Here is a 21,257-nt window from a genome sequence, read left to right as displayed (position 1 = left end):
AGTAAAATGGACGAACATCAATCATATGAAGAGTTAAATCTTAAATCAAATATAGTGAAAGAGGAACGAGAAATTGATTTAATTGATATTTTACATAAAATTATACTTATTCGTAAGATATTATATAAGGCAGCTTTTATAGGTTTAGTACTTGGTCTGATTATCGCTTTAAGTATTCCTAAAAAATATACAGTTAAAGTAGCACTTTCACCTGAGATGGGAAATGGAAAAGAAGGAGGGGGATTAGCAGGACTTGCAGCATCTTTTTTGGGAAGTGGATCAGCTGCTATGGGGGATGGAATTGATGCGCTGAATGTCTCTCTTTCATCAGATATTGTTTCCTCAACCCCTTTCTTATTAGAATTGTTTAGTATGGAAGTGCCTTCTTCATCTGATATGAATGAAAAAATGACTTTAGAGTCATATTTAGATGAACAGTCTTCTCCTTGGTGGATTTATGTTGTTGGATTTCCAAGTGAGTTAATTACTAAAGTAAAATTATTATTAGGTGATGAAAAGTTATCATCTATAGATTCATTAAGAGGAAGAACAATTGAATTAACAAAAGAGGAGTTTAAGAAAATTGATTATTTAAAGAAAAATATCATAGCTTCTGTAGATAAGAAAACTGCTATAACAAGCATATCTGTAACATTGCAAAATCCTCAAGTTACAGCTATAGTAGCGGATTCTGTTATTCGTAAGTTGCAGGAATATATCACGGATTATCGAACGTTTAAGGCTAAGGAAAACTGTGTTTATCTTGAGAAATTATTTGAAGATCGTCAAAAAGAATATTATATAGCGCAGAAAAAATATGCTAATTATGTAGATACGCATGATAATTTGATTCTTCAAAGTGTACATGTTGAACAAGAACGGTTACAGAATGAAATGAGTCTAGCTTATCAAGTATATAGTCAAGTTGCTAATCAGTTACAGGTTGCTAGAGCTAAAGTACAAGAGGAGAAACCTGTTTTTGCAATAGTTGAACCTGCTGTTATTCCTTTGAAACCTTCTGGTATCGGAATTAAAATTTATGTTTTATTCTTTATGTTAATTTCGGTTAGTGCTACTATTGGTTGGTATTTAATAGGGAAAAACTTTCTGAAGAAATTAAAAAAAGAAATTAAAGGATAAAATTAAAAATTTCATTCTTTGAAAGAATACTTTGTATGAATTATATTTTTATATTTATAGCCTTCATTATTTCTGTAGGAATTGCACAGCTCATAATACCTCGTATTTTGGTGATTTCAATGCGTAAAAAGCTGTTTGATATACCCGATGAGCGAAAGGTGCATAAGCGTGCTATCTCTCGTTTGGGAGGCGTTTCTTTTTTTCCTACGATATTATTTTCCTGTTGTGTGGTATTAACCTTACGAACTTTAACAGGTTATGGTATATCTGCTTTACCTGCAGTTTATATTTTACCTGAATGTCTACTTTTTATATCTGGTATGACTTTGCTGTACTTAATTGGTATTGCTGATGATTTAGTAGGTGTTCGTTATCGACAAAAATTTCTTATTCAAATATTTTGTGCATGTTTGTTTCCTGTAGCAGGATTATGGATTAATGATTTCTATGGACTGTTTGGGCTTCATGCCATTTCTTGTTGGATTGGTATTCCGTTTACTGTTTTGAGTATTGTTTTTATAACAAATGCTATTAATTTGATAGATGGGATTGATGGTCTTGCTTCTGGATTAAGTAGTGTTGCTCTTTTAGTGCTTGGAGTGTTATTTATCGAGAAAGGTCTATGGGTTTATAGTATGCTTGCTTTTAGTACTGTCGGTGTGTTAGTTCCTTTCTTTTATTATAATGTATTTGGCAGTGCTGAAAGAGCGCGGAAGATATTTATGGGAGATACGGGGAGTCTTACTTTGGGATATACTCTCAGTTTCTTAGCAATAAAATATAGTCAGGTAAATCCTAATATAATTTCTTATACTGAAGGTGCTTTTGTAATTGCTTTTAGTACATTGATAATTCCTTCATTTGATGTTATTCGTGTTGTGTTAGTACGGATTCGTAACGGTAAGAACCCTTTTGAGCCAGATAAAAATCATATTCATCATAAATTATTGGCTATTGGATTATCACCTCGTAAAGCAATGATTAGTTTATTGTTTATGTCATGTCTTTTTAGCGCATCTAATATATTATTAATGCCTTATATTAATAATACTATAATGTTATTGGGTGATATTATTATTTGGGTCGGATTGAATTTGTATTGGGATAAGTTAAAAAATAGGCGTTCTAAACGACGACTCGTAGGAAAAATAGATTGAGGAGAATATTTAATATCTTGAGTTAGATAATTTTTGTCTTGTTAGACTTGTCTGATTTTATTTATAGTCGATAAAGTTTGAAGTCTATATCTTGCCATTTAGTGTTTCGATTGTTAATTTAATGACTTCAAATACAGCAGAAAATAATAGGCGTATTGCTAAGAATACAGTATTCATGTTTTTTAGGATGCTGATATTAATACTAGTAAATCTTTATGCTTCACGTATTATCTTAGAAGTTATAGGAGTTGTCGATTATGGTATTTATAATGCTGTTGGAGGAATGGTGATAATGTTTACTATGATTTCAAATTCTTTATCATCAGCTATAAGTCGGTTTATTACAATTGAACTGGGTTATAACAATATAGATAAACTAAAGAAAGTATTTTCTACCTGTGTAATTATTGAGATCGTTTTAGCATTAATTCTTGTTGTTATAGCAGAAATAGGAGGACTTTGGTTTCTTAATAATAAAATGAATATTCCTGTAGATCGTATAGTTGCGGCTAATTGGGTATTTCATTGTTCCATAATTACATTGGTTCTGAATTTACTCTATGTACCATATAATGCGGTTATTATTGCTCATGAGCATATGAAAGCTTTTGCGTATGTAAGTATTATAGAGGCAATTCTAAAACTGCTAATAGTTTTTTCTCTTTTTTTTTCTCCTTTTGATAAACTTGAATCTTATGCTGTTTTATTAGTTATTGTTGCAATTATTATTCGTGTAGTTTATGGAGTTTATTGTAGAAAACATTTTGATGAATGTAGTTTTGAATGGCAATGTGATAAGACTCTTTTAAAGAGAATGTTTTGTTTTTCGGGTTGGGCTTTTTTTACTAATAGTGCATATGCCTTTAATACTCAAGGCGTAAATATTTTGCTTAATTTATTTTTTGGTATAACTGTAAATGCTGCTCGTGGAATAACTGTACAAATAGAAAATGTTATGAATCAATTTGTAACAAATTTCGCAACAGCTTTAAATCCACAGATTATTAAATATTATGCTAAACAAGAAAGAGAATCGATGTTTAAACTTATTTGTCGAGGAGCAAGATTCTCATATTTTTTAGCATTGTTTATCGCTATTCCTTGTATAATTGAGACTCCTTGTATTTTATCACTTTGGCTTAAAACTGTTCCTGATTATACTGTGATTTTTGTGAGGTTAGCCTTAATAGGGACAATGATAAATTTATTGGGTAATACGTCTGCTACTGCCGCAATGGCGACAGGAGATATTAAGTTATATACACTGGTGATCAGTGGTGTGGGTTGCTTGGTGTTTCCTTTATCTTATCTACTTTTTTATTTTGATTTTCCTCCTGAAACTACCTATTTTGTTTTTATAATTATATATTCTATACTTGTTTTTTTGAGAATTTATGTATTGAAATCCATATTGGATTTCCCTATAATGCAATTTATGAAAGAAGTAATTTTTAGGATTATTCCAGTAACTATTCTCGCAATAATTTTTCCGTCTTTATTGTATTACTTTTTGATGGATACGATTAGTCGATTAATACTAGTCTTGATTATGAGTACAGTTTCTATAATGGTATCTATTTATATAATTGGCTTAGAAGTAGATGAAAAAGCTAAAATAGCTACTAAAGTACGACAACTTTTAGGAAATTTCTTATTATTTAGATAGGAGTAAAAATATAGATAGTGTAAAAAAAATAGAATGATCCAGTGATAATAGGATTATTTTTTTATAGATATAAACATTTAATATAAAAATATGGAGATACATTATTCTACTGATAAAAGTGTTCAAATAGTTCTGTCTCTTTTAAAAGCTCATGGTATAAAAAGAATTATAGCTTCTCCTGGGACAACAAATCAAAAGTTAGTGGTGAGTATGCAATCCGATCCATTTTTTGAAATCTATTCTTCTGTGGATGAACGTTCTGCTGCATATATAGCTTGTGGATTAGCGGAAGAGACAGGAGATCCTGTTGTAATAACTTGTACAGGTGCTACTGCTTCACGTAATTATATGTCTGGTTTGACAGAAGCATTTTATAGAAAACTTCCGATTTTAGCGATTACTTGTATTAGTTCAACTAGAGTAGGGCATCTTTTAGAGCAAATTATAGATCGGAGTGTTTTACCTAAGGATATAGCACGTTTAAGTGTCCAACTTCCTTTTATAAAAGAAGATGTAGATTTATATAATTGTCAAATAGATGTGAATAAGGCTATTTTAGAATTGAAGCGTCATGGTGGTGGTCCTGTCCATATTAATTTACCATTGCAAAGTTGCACTGATTATTCTGCAAAGTATTTACCTAACGTGCGCAAAATAGATAGAGTAAATTTGAATGATCAATTTCCTGTTATGAAAGAAGGTAAAATTGGTGTATTTGTTGGTTCTCATAAAAAATGGAGTATGGATGAAACAAGGGTATTGGATGATTTCTGTTTTTCTCGAAATGCTGTAGTCTTTTGTGATCAGACAAGTAATTATATGGGTAAGTATAGAGTGATGTTTTCCCTCGTTGCTGGACAAGAGCAGTATGAGTCCGAATTATGTGCTTTGGATATATTAATTCATATTGGTGAGGTTTCTGGTAATCAATATTCAGTTAATGGATTGAAACCAAAAGAAGTGTGGAGAGTAAGCGAAGATGGTGAAATACGAGATACATTTAGAAAATTGAAGTATGTTTTCGAAATGCCTGAACGGGTCTTTTTTAAGCAATATACAATAGAAAACGCAATAGGGACTGATAGTTTTATGGAGGAGTGTTTGTTAGAAGATGAGGTTATACGGAAAAAACTTCCTCAACTTCCTTTCTCAAATCTTTGGGTAGCTTCGATGTTGGCACCGTTGATTCCAGAAAATTCAGTAGTTCATTTTGGTATATTAAACTCTTTACGTTCATGGAACTTCTTTGAATTATCTCGTACTGTTAAATCTAATTGTAATGTTGGAGGGTTCGGGATAGATGGTGGTATATCAGCCTTGCTTGGTGCTTCATTAGCTAATAATAATAAACTTTGTTTTGGAATATTTGGTGATTTAGCGTTTTTTTATGACATGAATGTTCTTGGAAATAAACATGTTGGAAATAATATTAGAATATTATTAATAAATAATGGACGTGGTGTGGAATTTAATCTACCGGCTAATGCTGGATATTATTTAGGTCAACATGCTGATCCTTATGTGGCAGCATCAGGTCACTTCGGTAATCAGTCTAGAATGCTAGTGAAAAATTATGCAGAGAATTTAGGTTTTGAATATATGTCTGCATCTAGTAAAATAGAGTTTGAACAAGCATATAATAAATTTGTTGTGTCAGAAATAATGAATAAACCTATTTTATTTGAGCTTTTTGTAAATGAAGTAGATGAGATTGAGGCAATGAAAGCAATTTTAAATATTAAGACTAATGTAAAAGGAAAGGGAAAATATATTGCAAAGCAAATTTTGGGTGATAAAGGACAAAAAAAAGTTAAATCATTGATAGGGTTAATATCTCAGAAATAGTAATAAATCAAGTGATATGTGGCATAATCTATTGAGAAAATTAGCAAAAAAAATCCTGGTAGAATCTAGACCTAACGTGTATGTTGAAATTGCACAAATCAACTATGGCGGTATACTCAAAGATATGCCTGTAGTAGTGACAGGGGGAGGGCATGGACTAGGATATTACATGGCTAAAAAATGTATATCTGAAGGAGCAAATGTTATAATTGCTGGACGAAATAAGGATGTATTAGAAAATAGTTGCAAAAAACTGGGAGGTAAATGCCAATATATTGTTCATGATATTTCGGAAGTAGAGAAGTGTAGTTGTTTCCTAAAACAGTGTAAAGACTTATTTGGAAATCCAATAGATTGTTTTATTAGTAATGCTGGTATTGCTCTACATGAATCTAGTTTTCAGGAAGTTACTATACAAGGATTTGATGAACAATTTGATACAAATCTTAGGGCAAATTATTTTTTAGCAAAAGCTTATATTGAAATGAAATTATTAGAAGAAACAAGCGGTAATTTGCTTTTAATATCGTCTTTAACAGGTAATCAATGTTATGATTTACCTTATGGACTCACTAAAACAGCAATAAATAGCTTAACTGGAGCTTTGTCTAGAAGAGTATATGGGAGGGGTATACGTGTGAATGCAGTTGCTCCTGGAGTTACTATGTCTGATATGACTAAAAAATATGCCCAACCTAGTAATGGTGATTTTGGTAGGAATTGTCCATCGAAGAGAATCTTTTTACCTGAAGAAGTTGCAGAATTAGTGTGCTTTTTATTAAGTAAAGCCTCAATGTGCATATCTGGAGAGGTTATACATTGTGATGCGGGAGAGCATTTGAGTTGTCCTTTAGGTGAAATTTGAATATTATTAGAGTTGATATGGGGAAAAATGTAGGAATTTTGTCTATGCAGAAAGTTTTGAATTATGGTTCTTTTCTGCAAGCATACGCATTAAAACAAATTTTGCTTCGAAATGGAGCAGATGAAGTATATTTTATTGATATAAAGAAAGGAAAAGCTCTTCCTGGCTATAAGCAGATGTTATTTTCTAGGATTAGGAGTGTAGTTAAAGTTTTTTTTAAAGGTGACCTCCTTAAAAAAATTGAGGGGCATTATTTTATGAAAAAGGTTTATGCAAGTATAGAAAGTAATTTCTATTTTTTAGAAATGGATAAACAACATAATGTTTTAGATGTCGTGGTAATCGGTAGTGATGAAGTTTTTAATTGTTGCCAAGTTTCTTCTTGGGGATATACATTACAATTGTATGGTGACATTCCTAACGCTCAAAAGATTATTTCATATGCAGGTTCTTTTGGACATACTTCTTTTGAACAATTAATAGAGTTGGGCATTGATAAGGAGATAGGAGATACTATGAAGAAAATGTCAGCAATATCAGTTCGAGACAAACATTCATTTAATATAGTTGAAAAAATCGTAGGAATAGTGCCTCAGCAACATTTGGACCCTGTTTTGATATATGGCTACAGAGATGAGATACAGAAGGGGAGAATTTCGTATCCATATAAATATATGGTAGTTTATACCTATCATGGACGTATAAAAAATAAAAGCGAAGTACAAGCTATCGTAAACTTTGCAAAATCTAAGAAACTGAAATTAGTGTCTATATTTTGTACCTATTCTTGGTGTGATGAAGCTGTTATTCCTACTACTCCTTTTGATGTCTTAGCTTGGTTTAAAGAGGCGGATTATGTTATTACGGATACATTTCATGGAACGATCTTTTCTATTATTACAAAAAGTCAGTTTTGTGTATTAATTCGTGACTCGAATAAAGAAAAATTAAGTTCCTTATTGATACAAATGAATCTAACAAATCGAATTGCAGAAACTCCAGAGCTTATCAAGCAGGTATATGATAGATTTATAGAATATTCGCAAGTGGATCAAATACTAGAATCTGAACGTATGAAAACATCTACTTATTTTGCATCTAATATTTAGATGTTTGAATGAAAATAAGAAAATATTTTATTTTCTGTTTATATGAATTAAGATAAGAAATTTCTGTTTGATATTATTTGTATGAATAATTATAAAATGTATTTGTATCTATTATTGATATATATACTCATAATTTATTTCTTTTCTCCATTATCATATTCACATCAATATATATTACAGATTTTTATAATATATGTTTTGGCTACATATTTTTATTTGAAAGGAAAAAAAATTACTAATTACTTTGAGTATGAGCCTATATTTATATGTGTATATCCATTGTTAGTTTATATTTATCCTTTATTGGTTTTTGATGAGGATAATCCATATCTTTTTTCTTTTTTTCTACCATATAATACCGATTGTATTAATGCTGGAGTATGTGTGTCTACAATAGTTATAATAAGTTTTTATATAGGGAATTTATATTTACCTGTATTTAAGAGGCAAATTAATGTGCATAACTATAAAAGAATTCCTAATACTTTATTTTTAATATGTTCTTTTGTTTTGTATATATTTTATTATCTAGCTGGAGGGTTTGAAAATTATAGAAATATATATATGGGGTATGGAGGAGAATCTGCAATACATTCATATCTTTTGGTAATTATTCAGACTATTTTTCCTATTATGAATTTTAACGAAATGTGGAATAAAAAACAAAATAAAAATTATCACTATTGTTGGGCTGTTTTTCTCCTTTCTATCATTGTAATGTTACATTTTTTGTTTTCTGGAAGTAGGGGGAATGCGATGCTTATTGCTTTGTCTATAATAATCTCTTATTGTGTATTGATAAAAAGGCAGCCTCTGATTAAGTTGTTAGGATTTATTGCTGTTGGCATTGTTGTTATGTGGATGTTTCAATCATTAAGAGCTGGTTCTGAAATAAAAACAGATCGTGAATATTACTATCTTCTTTCAGATCTTTTTATTCCAGGAACTAATACTTTTTTAGCTGTTGATATAGTAAATTCAGAAGGGTGTACTTATGGAGTATCTTCGTTAGCTCCAATTTTATCAGTTATACCATTCTTACAAAGTATTGTATCTTCTTGGGGATTAACATCTGAACAAACTAATTCAGCGGAAATTTTCACGAATTATATAGGCTCTTCTAGTGGAATGGGTACTAATTTTACTGCAGATATTTATTTAGCTTTTGGCTTATTAGGAACTCTTATAATACCTTATTTTTTCGGTCGTTGGATAGCTGTATTACGAAGTAGAGTTGGATTGTCATATTATTCTGCTCTTTTGTATATTATAATTAGTGGTTTTTCGGTATATATGGTTCGTAGTTCTGCATTTTTTCTTCTAAAATTTATAGTGTTCTCTCTTATAATTTCGTCATTTCTTATTTATTTATCACTGTTATCTCGTAAATTGTTATGCAACAAAATCTATTAATATCAGTAATAGTTCCAGTTTATAATTCAGAACAATTTCTAAGTGATTGCTTAGAGAGTTGTTTGTTACAAACATATAAGAATATTGAAGTAATAATAGTAAATGATGGTAGTACAGATAATTCTGGAGATATAATAGCAAAATATATAAAACAGGATAATCGTTTCAGAGTTATTAATAAAAAAAATGAGGGATTAGTTGAAGCTCGAAAAACTGGTGCTAATGCAGCTTGTGGCATATTTTTATTTTTTGTTGATTCTGATGATATTATTACACCTGATGCTATTGAAGTTTTAGTTAATCAACAGTTTGTTTCAAAAGCAGATATTGTTGTAGCTAATTTTTGGGTTGAAACAGAGCGAGGGTATATTATAAATAAAATCCGGAATGAGTTTCAATATGGAATTGATAAGGAAAGTATGTTTTGTAATTTATTAAATAAGACATTTGGACCGACTATTTGGGGTAAATTAATAAGAACTGAAATCTTTAAGCAAACAGATACTCCTTCTGATATAACTATTGGTGAAGATGTTATAACGAACTTTCAGATGATTAATATTGGTAAATTAAGATATTCGATAGTAGATCATTACATTTATCATTATATCCAAAGGAAGGAGTCTATGGTAAATGATCGTAATATGAAAACGGCAAATGCACGTTTGAAATATATTAATTGGGTAATAGATTTTCTAAGTAAAAACCATATTGATAATTCTTGTTATGAGAATTCCATTTCTTATTTCTTAGTTGGTGAATATTTTTCTTTTTTGAAAGATGGAGGTAGACCTTCTATGTCTAAAGCATTGTCTAATGAAATTTTCTCTAAGCATTTGAAAAGAATTGAGATAAATCGATTGGGACGATTGAGATATTATTTTATATATCTGTATGGGAAATCTGAATTATTAGGAACTTTGTACCGTTCATTATATTTATTTATACGTAATCTTTTCTATACTAATTTGAGATAGTATGGAATTTTTATATATTATTTATGCATAAGATTCTCTTACTTACTCCTTTCGTACCAAGTAATATTGGAGCAGGTGTTAATTATACAAACCTGTTTATAGAAGATATATCCAAATTAAATCAAGTGGATATTGTTTTATTTAAATCAAAAGAGGACCCTCCTTTTAAAATTTGTAATCCACATGTTAAAGTCTTGCATGAGTTTAAAGTATCAAAAATTAATAAATTGTTAAATGCATGTATTTTATTTCCTTTATTTCCTTTGTTTACTGCAAAATTTAATTTTCTTGTTTTATGCTATTTAAAACGCATAGTTAAACAAGGTAATTATGATATCCTTTATTTTGATTTTAGTCAAATGTTTCTTTATGCAAAGTTTATAGATCATCACAACAAAATATTGATGATACATGATGTTATTACTCAACGATATTCTAGAGGATATAATTTATTTGTAAAAAAATGGACATTTATGTCTGAAAAATATGTTTTGAAAAGTAGAAATATTAACACTTTTACTTTTTCAAAAAAAGATTCTAATTTGCTTCATTCTTTATTTGATGTTTATTCTATTCCAACAACTTTTTATCTATCAAAAGATGTTCAAGATTCCTATCCGATTAAAATTGCAGATTATTTTGTCTGTTTTGCTATGTGGAAGAGGCCAGATAATTATCAAGGACTAGATTGGTTATTGGACAATGTTATTATTCCATTAAAAGTTCCTGTAGAATTAAAAATAATAGGTGCGGGATTACCAGAAAAAATATTGCAGAAAATAGCACCAATTGCTAATATTGAATATTTAGGATTTATGGATAATCCATACCAATTTATTGCAAATGCAAAAGCACTCATTTCACCTTTATTTACAGGAGCTGGCGTAAAAGTTAAAGTAATAGATGCTTTGGCCTGCGGAACTCCTATTATAGGGACTAATATATCATTTGAAGGTATAAATGATTGTTATTCAACGTTCTTTATTAGAGCTAATACCATTGAGGAATTTAAAGAAAAAATTCTATCAATTAATATATCCTTAAAAGATAGATTAAATTTCAAATCCTTTTTTTCTGCAACTTATTCTAACCGGGAGGTTATAAATTATATAAATACAATCTAATTGTTTATTTTTAATATATTTAAATGTAAGAAATAACAATAATTGATAGTTGCTATTTTATTGTCTATATTATTTGTAATTTACTTGTTCTGGTTATTTATACTGTTATTATTATAGTTACGTTAATCTGCTGTTAAATGATTTTTGGTTTATTATTTAGTAAAAGTATTAAATAATATTTTTATCATCATATTACTTTTCGTGTTGATATTATGCTATTTTATAGTTTATTTATATAATTAATATATGTCCATATTTGAAGGCAAAACTTTATTGATTACCGGTGGAACAGGTTCTTTCGGTAATGCCGTTTTACGTCGTTTTCTTGATTCAGATATCAAAGAAATCCGTATATTTTCGCGAGATGAAAAAAAACAGGATGATATGCGCCACGCATTACAAAATCCTAAAGTAAAATATTACATAGGTAATGTTCGTGACAAATCTTCTGTTGATATTGCCATGAATGGGGTCGATTATGTATTTAGTGCAGCCGCATTAAAGCAAGTTCCATCCTGTGAGTTTTTTCCAGTTGAAGCAGTTCGAACCAATATTGTTGGAACTGAAAATGTTCTAAATTCAGCTATTGAGCATGGCGTACAAAGTGTGGTTGTTTTATCAACTGATAAAGCGGCTTATCCAATCAATGCTATGGGAATGAGTAAAGCACTCATGGAAAAAGTTGCAGTAGCAAAAGGACGTGAATTGGGTGAAGGGGCTAAAACTACTATTTGTTGTACTCGTTATGGCAATGTTATGGCTAGTCGTGGTTCAGTAATTCCTTTGTGGGTGGAACAAATGATGGACGGTAAACCAATCACAATCACTGATCCAGATATGACCCGTTTCATGATGACATTGGATGATGCAGTAGATTTGGTTATCTATGCTTTTACTCATGCCCATAATGGAGATTTATTTGTACAAAAAGCTCCTGCGGCTACTTTGGCTACATTGGCTCAGGCCTTAAAAGAAACTTATGGTAAGCTTGAACCTAAATATCTAAATACTGAAGTAAGAGTGATTGGTACCCGTCATGGAGAGAAATTGTATGAAACACTGGTAACTCGTGAAGAAATGGTACGTGCTATCGATATGGGTGATTATTATCGAATCCCATGTGATACCCGTGATTTGAATTATGATAAATATTTTACTAAAGGAAATGAAGAAATCTCTAAGATAGAAGATTATCATAGTCATAATACCCGTCGTCTGGATGTTGAAGGTATGAAAGAGTTGTTATTAAAACTACGTTTTGTACGAGAAGATATGGGATTGGAGTCTAGAGCTAAGGCACGTGAAATAAGAAGCGAATAACTTGTAATATTTAGAAATATGCTTAAAGTAATGACAATTGTCGGCACTCGTCCTGAAATAATAAAACTGAGTAGGGTAATGGCCGAATTAGATAAATACACCAAACATATCATTGTACATACTGGACAAAACTACGATTATGAACTAAATGAAATTTTCTTTCAAGAACTTCATATTCGCAAACCAGATTATTTCTTGAATGCTGCCGGTAAAAATGCAGCAGAGACAATAGCCAATGTTATCCAAAAGTCGGATGAATTGATGGAACAAATAAAACCTGATGCTCTATTGCTTTATGGAGATACTAATAGTTGCATCTCGGTAATATCAGCCAAACGCAAAAAGATTCCAATTTTTCATATGGAGGCAGGCAATCGATGCTTTGACCAACGAGTACCTGAAGAAATAAACCGTAAGATTGTTGATCATCTTAGCGATATCAATATGCCTCTTTCCGAACACGCTCGCAAATATTTGTTGGATGAAGGATTACGCCCAGAGACTGTTATAAAAACGGGATCTCCTATGACTGAGGTTCTCTTATATCATAAAGAAGAGATTGAACGCAATGATGTATTGGAAAAAGAGAAGCTGAAAAAAGGGGAGTATTTTATTGTTAGTACTCATCGTGAAGAGAATGTAGATTCTGAAAAGAATTTTTCAAATCTACTTGATTCTTTGAACGCTATTGTAGATAAGTATCATAAGAAAGTAATTGTTTCAACCCATCCGCGTACCCGTAAAAAGCTCGAGGCTATCGGTTTTGTTAATTCCAATCCAATGATTGAATTTATGAAACCTTTTGGTTTTATGGAGTACATCAAGTTGCAGCAAAATGCATTTTGTGTAATTTCAGATAGTGGAACAATAACTGAAGAGTCTTCTATACTTCATTTTCCTGCTATTACTATTCGTCAGGCTCACGAACGTCCTGAAGGAATGGATGAAGGAACATTAATAATGACTGGTCTAAGTAGTGAACGTATTCTTGACTCAATCGATATTGTTACTTCTCAATATACAGAAAATGTAAACTCGATTCATTCAATTCCTGATTATACTGCGGATAATGTTTCAAAAAAAGTTGTCCGTATCATCCTTTCTTATACAGACTATGTCAATCGTACTGTTTGGCATAAAGATATCTGATATTTATTTCATAAAATGTTGAAGAAAAAAGTTTTGTTGTTCGGTGCCACAGGCATGGCTGGACATGTAGCTTATTATTATCTTCAAAGTACCGGAAGGTATGAATTGGTCAATGTTGTGTATCGCACGAAACTGACTGAAGATAGTATTATAGTGGATGTAACTGATAAAAATGCTGTGGCGGAAGTTGTTCGTATGGTTCGTCCTGAATTAATTATCAATTGTATAGGGATTTTGATAAAAGGTTCTAAAGATTATCCAGATAATGCAGTATTTATAAATGCTTATTTTCCGCATTTATTGAAAAAACTTTCAGATGAAATTGGAGCTAAATTGATTCATATTAGTACAGATTGTGTTTTTTCAGGTAAAAAGGGAAATTATACTGAAGGTGATTTTAGAGATGCTGATGACATTTATGGACGTAGTAAAGCTTTAGGAGAAATTATAAATGATAAAGATCTTACTATCCGTACATCAATTATAGGACCGGAACTGAAAGTTCATGGAGAAGGATTATTTCATTGGTTTATGTACCAGACAGGGAAAGTGAATGGATTCAAAACTGCAATATGGGGGGGAGTTACAACACTAGAACTAGCAAAAGCGATAGATACAGCTATTATCCAAGATAATACAGGACTTATACAACTTAGTAATGGTATAGGGATTTCTAAATATGATTTGCTAAGTCTGTTTAAACGAATCTGGCATCGTAACGATATTGATATACTTCCAGTTGATAAGAATGGAGTAAATAAATCTATTGCAAAGTCAGAGAGATTTACATATGAAGTTCCTGGATATGAGGATATGTTGTTGGAACAGTATGAATGGATGAAAAATAATAAAAGTTTGTATTCTCAATATCTTGACTAGATGAAGGTGAAAAAGAAAGCATTGGTAATTGGAGAAGCATTTTATCCAGAAGATTTCTTGATCAATGATTTAGTGCAGGAATGGGAAAAGGAACAATATGAATTTGAGGTTTTAACAAGGTCTCCATCTTATCCATTTGGAAAGGTTTATAAAGGATATAAGAATAAAATATATCAGATAACCTATTTCAATTCGATTAAAATACATCGTTTTCCTGTCATGCAAGGATATGAGAAAAGTACTTTGATTAAAATTCTAAATTATTTTTCTTTTGTTTTTTGGAGTTTCTGGGTAGTTTTATTCATAGGGCGTCGTTTCGATAAAGTTTTTATTTATCAAACCGGACCTTTGACGTTAGCAACGGCAGGAATAATTTTAAAGAAATTGTATAATGCTAAAGTAACTATTTGGACGCAGGATTTATGGCCTGAAACAGTATATGCTTATGGCTTTAAAAAGACTCGTTTTTTAATCTTTTGTTTAGACCATTTCGTAAAGTGGATATATAAAAATAGTGACCATATCTTAGTTTCATGTGAAGGATTTATTGATCGCCTTCATCGATATGTACCGGAAAAGGAGATCCATTTTATTCCCAATTGGTCATTGATGAAGTATTCTCCTAGCCAAAAGAAGAAACTACCAGGCAAATTTAATTTTACTTTTGCAGGAAATATTGGTAAGGTGCAGAATTTGGAAAATATTGTGCATGGCTTTTCTAAGTTTGTAGAGAAATACCCAGATACATTTTTGAATATTATCGGTGATGGCTCATACCTGATAGAGTTAAAAGAGTTAGTCAATAAGGAAGATATCCATAATATAAACTTCATGGGGCGAAAGTCTCTTTCAGAAATGTCTGATTATTATGAAGCAAGTGATGTATTAATAATATCGCTGAAAGATACGCCAATTTATGAGATTATGATTCCATCCAAATTCCAAGCTTATCTTGCTACACATAAGCCTATTTATGCGGTATTTAAAGGAGAAGTAAAGAGAATAGTAGAAGAAAATGGTTTGGGAATAGTTGCACATCCATCAGACATAAATGAGATTGCTTCAGGAATGGAAGCATTCTTAAATATGTCAGATAGTCAAATGAAAAGTATTTCAGAGAATTCTTTCCGATTGTTAGATTCCGTATATAACAGAGAAAAAATTATAGGAAAAATTAATGCAATATTTTGGAGGATTTAAGTATGTCTGAAATAAGAGTAATTCAGGGAGATATATCTGTTGATTATAGGGGACAAATATCACATGTAAATAGTTTGGATATGAGTGAGGTTGAACGCTTCTATATTATTCACCAGAACGATACATCTATTATTAGAGCTTGGCATGCACATCAACATGAGAAAAAGTGGTTTTATGCAGTAAAAGGCTCATTTACTACTGCATTTGTAAAAATTGATAATTGGGAGAATCCTTCTCATAATTTATTGCCAGAGGTTTTTCATTTATCAGCGGATAATAGTCAAATATTATGTATACCTGAGGGATATGCTAATGGTATAAAAGCTGAAGAACCAGATTCTATATTAATGGTTTTCTCGAATAAAATACTCTCTGAAGCTATTAATGATAGTTGGAGATATGATAAAAATTGGTGGATGAATTGGAAGATTTAGATTTTGTTTGAACAGAAAATAAATAACTCATTGTTTTAAAAACAAGAATCTTGTTGATGAGAGTAATAACCGTCAGATTAAAACAGATAGATGTCATTTTTATCTTAAAATTAGGAGAACTTTAATCTTTATGGCTGGTAGTGACAGCTTGTAAATGTTCTGTTTTTAAGATTACATTGGTAAGTTCTTATTCTAGAATTGTTGAAATAGAAAATAAATTGCATAAATAATTGCAATAATATGCATAAATATTGGCTACATTGTATGTATAAAGATGAAATATGCACTTCTTTGCGATGAAAAACTACTTGTTGGTTTTAAACCAAGGAGTTGTTCCTCACCGAGGAACAACTCCTTGCTCACCGAGAAACCTGTTTTCTCTTAGTGACAAAGTCATGAAAGCGTTGTTTTAATGTCATTTTTCTTCTATTTTGTGAGTAAGTATAGAAATGTTTGAAATGATAAAATGATGTTGATTTTGTTTATATTAGAATAAAATGATTGTTTTAAAAGTGATATTGCATATTATTTGCTGGATCTAATTATGAATTAGTAGTATTGTGACATTCAGGAATTGCAAATGCTGTGGATTTTTTGTTTCATTTGGGTAACTTTTTGAATACTATCCTGCTTTGATCGTTTAAATATTCTATTTTTAAGGAAGAACTCATGGAATCAAAAAGGAATCAAGAAGTGGTAAATAAATTAATAGCTTGGTCAAAATAGATAGTTTCATGTTTTTTGCGTGTGCTAACCTTAGTTTTATAGAAATTTGGGAAATGAGCTATCTTATTCTTTCTTTTTATTGCTTATTCCAATTAATTTCTTTTAATTTGTTGCGTAATAACCAATAAAACTACTACAAAATGAAAAAATTAGCAGCGTTTTTATTAACTATCGTGCTTTGTTGTTGGTACAGTACAGCGTTTGGCTGGGGGAAAGTAGGACATGATGCCGTCGCCTATATCGCTGAATGTAACTTAACGCCAAAAGCGAAAAAAAATATCGAAAAGTACCTCGATGGACATTCGATTGTCTATTATGCTTCTTGGATGGATCAGATTCGGCATACGCCCGCTTATAAACATACTACATCATGGCATACTAATAGTGTTGATGCTGATGGCAATTATGTCCCGAATCCCAAAGGTGATGCTATGTCTTTTTTGGAGGACTGTATTGCTAAAATGAAAGACTACCGCAATCAGAACGATTCGACTATCACAGTTTCAATCCGCTTTATCGTACATTTGGTGGGTGATATGCATTGTCCTGGACACGTAAAATACCCATGGTATAAGAATATTAATTTCTCACTTAATGGTAAAGAGTACGGTTTTCATAATTATTGGGATGAATGGGCTCTTACACTAAGTAATAGATGGTATTATATGGAATACCAGCACCAACTTGATCGTTGTTCGAAAAAAGAGAAGCGTGAATTGAGCAAGGGTACGCCTCGTGATTGGCTCGCTGATAATGCTCGCAATTGTCGTGTGATCTATGATTGGACTAAATCTAATCAGAAGCTGTCGCATGAAGAATCGCGTGATTTTATTAATTTCTCCCATGGTTTTGCGGAAAAGCAGATCCTGAAAGCGGGATATAGGTTGGCAGCACTTTTGAACGAACTGTTTGGATAATGGCTGATACACTTGGCTCAGTTTTAAAGAATTAATTTAAGCAATAATAAATATATAGAAAAATGACCGCATCTTTTGATATGAAGATGCGGTTATTTTTTTAATCGGAACCTTAAACTACTGAAAATATTTATTTGATACTAATTCAATTTATAGTACTTAAAATATAGTGACGCTATTCTATAGGTATAGTAACGGTATAATTATATTATAACGTCACTATATGATCTGGATAGCGTCACTATTTTGTTGTATGAATGGATAGCAATAAAGTAGCTATAAAAAGACAATTTTTCTATCATGCAAACTCTCTAAAAGAGAGCGATTTATTTAGGAAGAGAAGATAAAATACAATAAGAAATCTGTATTTTCAAATTTAGATGATTATCGGCTGAATAAACGTTTCTAAATAAAAGAATTGTTTTATAATCATGGTCCAATTACAATCAATTTAGGGTAGGGATATGCTTCCAATTTCCGATGTATAATAATTTGTAAAATACTCCATTCTTGGGTCTTTTTTTATAATCGAGATTAGGCAGTTTTTACTATATTGTTGCCGTATTCATTAATAAATTTAAAATTGTGGTAACAAAATTTGAATCATTTCTAGCTAAGTCAGACTTGGCAAGGAATACCGTCAGTTCTTATGTTTGGACAGTAAATCATTTCCTCGAAAACTATGGAGATGTAAATAAAGAAAACCTTCTGGCTTATAAAGGCTTCTTGATTGAAAATTTTAAGTTGCAAACTGTCAATCTTCGCTTACAAGCCATAAATAAGTATCTGGAATTTATTAAACAAGAAAAGCTGAAACTTAAATTTGTAAAGGTACAGCAAAGAAACTTTCTGGAGAATGTAATTAGCGATGCTGATTATAAATTCTTAAAGTCAAAGTTAAAGGCAGATGGGTATGATGGATGGTATTTCATTGTATGGTTTATGGCTGCAACTGGGGCACGTGTTAGTGAGCTGCAACAAATTAAAGTAGAACATGTATTGGCTGGGTACTTGGATATGTATACAAAAGGTGGTAAGATACGTAGACTCTATATTCCTAAAGGTCTGCGGGTAGAAGCTATTAAATGGATTGCAGAGAAGCAGATCCAATCTGGATACTTGTTTGTGAATCGCTTTGGAGAACGTTTAACAACTCGTGGAATCGCACAACAATTGAAACATTTTGCTGTGAAATATAATCTAAATCCTAAGGTCGTCTATCCACACTCTTTTCGTCACCGTTTTGCCAAGAATTTCCTGGAGCGTTTTAATGATATAGCTTTACTTGCCGACTTAATGGGACATGAGAGTATAGAAACAACTCGTATTTATCTCCGTCGTACGGCAAGTGAACAGCAACAAATTGTAGATAAAATTGTAAACTGGTAAATCTAATAATTCTTTGGAATTGTGCTATTTTGATTATTCAATCCTTCCATTAGCTGCCTCCGGATGTTCTCGCAACCATCGACGATATAATTCAAAAAATGTGGGAGCATCAAGTAACTCAATAGAAGGATCAGTCTCAGCAATTTTATTCATCATTTGTTTATGCCAAGAAGGTGATTTTAGTATATCTCGATACCATCCGAAGGGGATAGGGCTGTGTTGCATATCCTGCACGATGAAGTCAGCATTTTGCTCAGGTGTCTGAACTAAATCCGAACCTGCACGTAGTATGGGCATATTACCGAAAAGTCGTGTGCGTGGAGTCTTTTGTGGTACTATTCCGTTGGGGCTAAATGATGCATAACATTCTAATCCTTTGTCTGTCAGACCGGGTGCTTGACCGTCGATGACGAATCCGGTGATTGTCAGTCCCCATTTCTTATAATAAGGACGGCAGTGTTTTGCCCACGCTTCCAAACCGTCGGGTAGACCTGATAATTCTCGTGGTGCTTGCAACATACCCGGCATGAGATAACCTGCACCGTTGTCAGCCGCTGCAAAATAATCGTTTGGTGAAGCTGTGCGACGTATATAATCCATTACCATTGGTGCACGGCGTTCGAGGACAGGGCTTATGCACCACATTAGAGGTAATTTTCCACGTTCGGGGTCTTTCCATAGGTGAGGCAGTACGCTTGTGATCCATGCTGAAGAGTCGTAATCACCGACATAGAAGATAATGAATTTACGTCCTTCGATACGTACATGACCTTTATCATCCAGATAACCGCGATGTTGTAATTCTTCATCTGTGATCCACTTTTGCGGATATTGTTTTGCCGTAGGATAATGTTGCCAGAATGAGGCATTTGCCAAAGCTCCATAACCAATGGCGTCAGCGTCTTTAAAGGTATTGTAGGCACTTATGATACGGCTGAATTCCCATTCCGTAGCTACATCTTCATGTGAACCTCCTGCATGACGGGTATATTTATATGCCCAAGCGGGAAAACCACCTATATGACATATTTTCTTGCCACGATTTATGCGATAGGCTTCATTAAGCATTTCGGTGAGAGTGGAGAAGTCACTACCGACAGGTTGTGCTTTTTCGTCTGTTGCCGATTCATCAGCCCATGGGGAGAGGTCGAAAAAGAATGCGCGGTGGCTGACAAAAAAGTCATGATTGGTAAGGCAGTGAGCATTCATGGGTGCTGACTGGGGGCTTTGTTTCCAATATTGGTCCAGATAGTAAGCTCCATATTCACCGCTACAACGATTTCGTTTCATATAATTACTTATAAACCAAATATATGGATCATTTTTTATGGATCCGGTTGATGGACGGTCAGTTTGAGGAATTTGCCCTTGTCCTGTGAACATAGATGTACCGTCATGATTTACAAGCCATACCTTGACTTCCAGTTTGGGGCCATTCATAATTAAACGGTGGTATAAACTTCCCTCCGAAGTATCGTAGCGAATGGCTATGAGATCTTCTATTCCGGCTACAGCCGAAGCTACACATGATGTAGATGCAACATTCGTATCATAAACTACGGCACCACGAATTTTCTCTTTATAATCCTCGGTAAGCTTAACAATGTCAGTGTAGTACACTGTATCACGTCTGTTAAGCCATTTACCTTTTTGTCTATATAGGTCCCACCAATATCGATCGACTTCCATGAATTCATTTTTCACGTAATTGATGTAAATGTGCGGTGCATTGCGATTGACAATACCCTGTAAAGTTGCAACACTGTGTAGTATATCCCACATCTCGTTTACCTGTTTGGGATTGTCCGGTGAGTAATTCCACATATATGATAAATCCAGATAGGCTATTGGGTCTGTAGCCTTGTGTGGATTTGCGGCAAATAGCAGCGTATTGAATGTCATAGTGATAATCGTAAGTAGAAGTATTCGTGTCATGGCTGAAAAAGA

The 21,257-nt window shown here is 32.2% G+C and carries 17 protein-coding genes; 16 read left to right on the top strand and 1 reads right to left on the bottom strand.

Features of this window, described 5'->3' with window-relative positions; all coding sequences use genetic code 11:
• Positions 1 to 6: 6 nt before the first annotated feature.
• The 16 genes from CZ225_RS13975 (at position 7) to CZ225_RS13900 (ending at position 19,310) form a co-directional block, all read left to right on the top strand.
• The gene (locus CZ225_RS13975; RefSeq protein WP_077154512.1) at positions 7 to 1,140 is read left to right on the top strand and encodes a chain-length determining protein; all 1,134 of its coding nucleotides are present in this window, start codon (positions 7 to 9) and stop codon (positions 1,138 to 1,140) included.
• Positions 1,141 to 1,175: 35 nt separating this feature from the next.
• The gene (locus CZ225_RS13970; RefSeq protein WP_077154511.1) at positions 1,176 to 2,297 is read left to right on the top strand and encodes an MraY family glycosyltransferase; all 1,122 of its coding nucleotides are present in this window, start codon (positions 1,176 to 1,178) and stop codon (positions 2,295 to 2,297) included.
• Positions 2,298 to 2,418: 121 nt separating this feature from the next.
• Positions 2,419 to 3,963, top strand: a complete 1,545-nt coding sequence (locus tag CZ225_RS13965) for an MATE family efflux transporter (RefSeq protein WP_077154510.1) — start codon at positions 2,419 to 2,421, stop codon at positions 3,961 to 3,963.
• Positions 3,964 to 4,053: 90 nt separating this feature from the next.
• Positions 4,054 to 5,808, top strand: a complete 1,755-nt coding sequence (locus CZ225_RS13960; protein WP_077154509.1) for a thiamine pyrophosphate-binding protein — start codon at positions 4,054 to 4,056, stop codon at positions 5,806 to 5,808.
• Between the two features lie 16 nt (positions 5,809 to 5,824).
• On the top strand, positions 5,825 to 6,673 hold the full coding sequence (locus CZ225_RS13955; RefSeq protein ID WP_077154508.1) for an SDR family NAD(P)-dependent oxidoreductase: 849 nt from the start codon (positions 5,825 to 5,827) through the stop codon (positions 6,671 to 6,673).
• Positions 6,674 to 6,690: 17 nt separating this feature from the next.
• Complete coding sequence (locus tag CZ225_RS13950; protein WP_077154507.1) at positions 6,691 to 7,782, top strand: polysaccharide pyruvyl transferase family protein; 1,092 nt, start codon at positions 6,691 to 6,693, stop codon at positions 7,780 to 7,782.
• A 216-nt stretch (positions 7,783 to 7,998) separates the two neighbouring features.
• Entirely contained in the window at positions 7,999 to 9,195 is a 1,197-nt protein-coding gene (locus CZ225_RS13945; protein ID WP_394334021.1) for an O-antigen polymerase, read from the top strand.
• A complete protein-coding gene (locus CZ225_RS13940) occupies positions 9,177 to 10,172 on the top strand; it encodes a glycosyltransferase family 2 protein (RefSeq protein ID WP_077154505.1) in 996 nt (331 codons plus the stop codon). The genes CZ225_RS13945 and CZ225_RS13940 overlap by 19 nt, the downstream gene beginning before the upstream one ends.
• Positions 10,173 to 10,195: 23 nt before the next feature.
• A complete protein-coding gene (locus CZ225_RS13935) occupies positions 10,196 to 11,296 on the top strand; it encodes a glycosyltransferase (RefSeq protein WP_077154504.1) in 1,101 nt (366 codons plus the stop codon).
• Positions 11,297 to 11,542: 246 nt separating this feature from the next.
• Entirely contained in the window at positions 11,543 to 12,616 is a 1,074-nt protein-coding gene (locus CZ225_RS13930) for a polysaccharide biosynthesis protein (RefSeq protein ID WP_077154503.1), read from the top strand.
• An 18-nt stretch (positions 12,617 to 12,634) separates the two neighbouring features.
• Positions 12,635 to 13,765 (top strand): non-hydrolyzing UDP-N-acetylglucosamine 2-epimerase, encoded by a 1,131-nt coding sequence (wecB, locus tag CZ225_RS13925; protein WP_077154502.1) that lies wholly within the window; start codon positions 12,635 to 12,637, stop codon positions 13,763 to 13,765.
• Positions 13,766 to 13,780: 15 nt separating this feature from the next.
• A complete protein-coding gene (locus CZ225_RS13920; RefSeq protein ID WP_077154501.1) occupies positions 13,781 to 14,644 on the top strand; it encodes a dTDP-4-dehydrorhamnose reductase family protein in 864 nt (287 codons plus the stop codon).
• The gene (locus tag CZ225_RS13915; RefSeq protein WP_077154500.1) at positions 14,645 to 15,844 is read left to right on the top strand and encodes a glycosyltransferase family 4 protein; all 1,200 of its coding nucleotides are present in this window, start codon (positions 14,645 to 14,647) and stop codon (positions 15,842 to 15,844) included. It abuts the gene before it with no gap.
• A gap of 2 nt (positions 15,845 to 15,846) precedes the next feature.
• Positions 15,847 to 16,278 carry a WxcM-like domain-containing protein gene (locus tag CZ225_RS13910; RefSeq protein WP_077154499.1) on the top strand — a complete coding sequence of 144 codons (432 nt, stop codon included), beginning with the start codon at positions 15,847 to 15,849 and terminating at the stop codon, positions 16,276 to 16,278.
• A gap of 866 nt (positions 16,279 to 17,144) precedes the next feature.
• Positions 17,145 to 17,921: a S1/P1 nuclease gene (locus CZ225_RS13905; RefSeq protein WP_077154498.1), complete on the top strand. Its 777-nt coding sequence runs from the start codon at positions 17,145 to 17,147 to the stop codon at positions 17,919 to 17,921.
• A gap of 585 nt (positions 17,922 to 18,506) precedes the next feature.
• Positions 18,507 to 19,310, top strand: a complete 804-nt coding sequence (locus CZ225_RS13900; RefSeq protein WP_077154497.1) for a tyrosine-type recombinase/integrase — start codon at positions 18,507 to 18,509, stop codon at positions 19,308 to 19,310.
• Between the two features lie 33 nt (positions 19,311 to 19,343).
• On the opposite strand, the gene CZ225_RS13895 is transcribed toward CZ225_RS13900, so the two are convergent.
• Complete coding sequence (locus tag CZ225_RS13895; RefSeq protein ID WP_129585911.1) at positions 19,344 to 21,212, bottom strand: GxGYxYP domain-containing protein; 1,869 nt, start codon at positions 21,210 to 21,212, stop codon at positions 19,344 to 19,346.
• Positions 21,213 to 21,257 lie beyond the last annotated feature (45 nt).

The organism is Bacteroides bouchesdurhonensis (genome assembly GCF_900155865.1).
GTDB lineage: Bacteria > Bacteroidota > Bacteroidia > Bacteroidales > Bacteroidaceae > Bacteroides > Bacteroides bouchesdurhonensis.
The sequence above is the reverse complement of the archived record's forward strand: the minus strand, read 5'-3'. Positions and strand labels throughout refer to the sequence as shown.

Coding starts and splice junctions, on each gene's coding strand:
- CZ225_RS13975 (WP_077154512.1), top strand. CDS start 7: ATGGACGAACATCAATCATATGAAGAGTTAAATCTTAAATCAAATATA.
- CZ225_RS13970 (WP_077154511.1), top strand. CDS start 1,176: ATGAATTATATTTTTATATTTATAGCCTTCATTATTTCTGTAGGAATT.
- CZ225_RS13965 (WP_077154510.1), top strand. CDS start 2,419: ATGACTTCAAATACAGCAGAAAATAATAGGCGTATTGCTAAGAATACA.
- CZ225_RS13960 (WP_077154509.1), top strand. CDS start 4,054: ATGGAGATACATTATTCTACTGATAAAAGTGTTCAAATAGTTCTGTCT.
- CZ225_RS13955 (WP_077154508.1), top strand. CDS start 5,825: ATGTGGCATAATCTATTGAGAAAATTAGCAAAAAAAATCCTGGTAGAA.
- CZ225_RS13950 (WP_077154507.1), top strand. CDS start 6,691: ATGGGGAAAAATGTAGGAATTTTGTCTATGCAGAAAGTTTTGAATTAT.
- CZ225_RS13940 (WP_077154505.1), top strand. CDS start 9,177: ATGCAACAAAATCTATTAATATCAGTAATAGTTCCAGTTTATAATTCA.
- CZ225_RS13935 (WP_077154504.1), top strand. CDS start 10,196: ATGCATAAGATTCTCTTACTTACTCCTTTCGTACCAAGTAATATTGGA.
- CZ225_RS13930 (WP_077154503.1), top strand. CDS start 11,543: ATGTCCATATTTGAAGGCAAAACTTTATTGATTACCGGTGGAACAGGT.
- wecB (WP_077154502.1), top strand. CDS start 12,635: ATGCTTAAAGTAATGACAATTGTCGGCACTCGTCCTGAAATAATAAAA.
- CZ225_RS13920 (WP_077154501.1), top strand. CDS start 13,781: ATGTTGAAGAAAAAAGTTTTGTTGTTCGGTGCCACAGGCATGGCTGGA.
- CZ225_RS13915 (WP_077154500.1), top strand. CDS start 14,645: ATGAAGGTGAAAAAGAAAGCATTGGTAATTGGAGAAGCATTTTATCCA.
- CZ225_RS13910 (WP_077154499.1), top strand. CDS start 15,847: ATGTCTGAAATAAGAGTAATTCAGGGAGATATATCTGTTGATTATAGG.
- CZ225_RS13905 (WP_077154498.1), top strand. CDS start 17,145: ATGAAAAAATTAGCAGCGTTTTTATTAACTATCGTGCTTTGTTGTTGG.
- CZ225_RS13895 (WP_129585911.1), bottom strand. CDS start 21,212: ATGACATTCAATACGCTGCTATTTGCCGCAAATCCACACAAGGCTACA.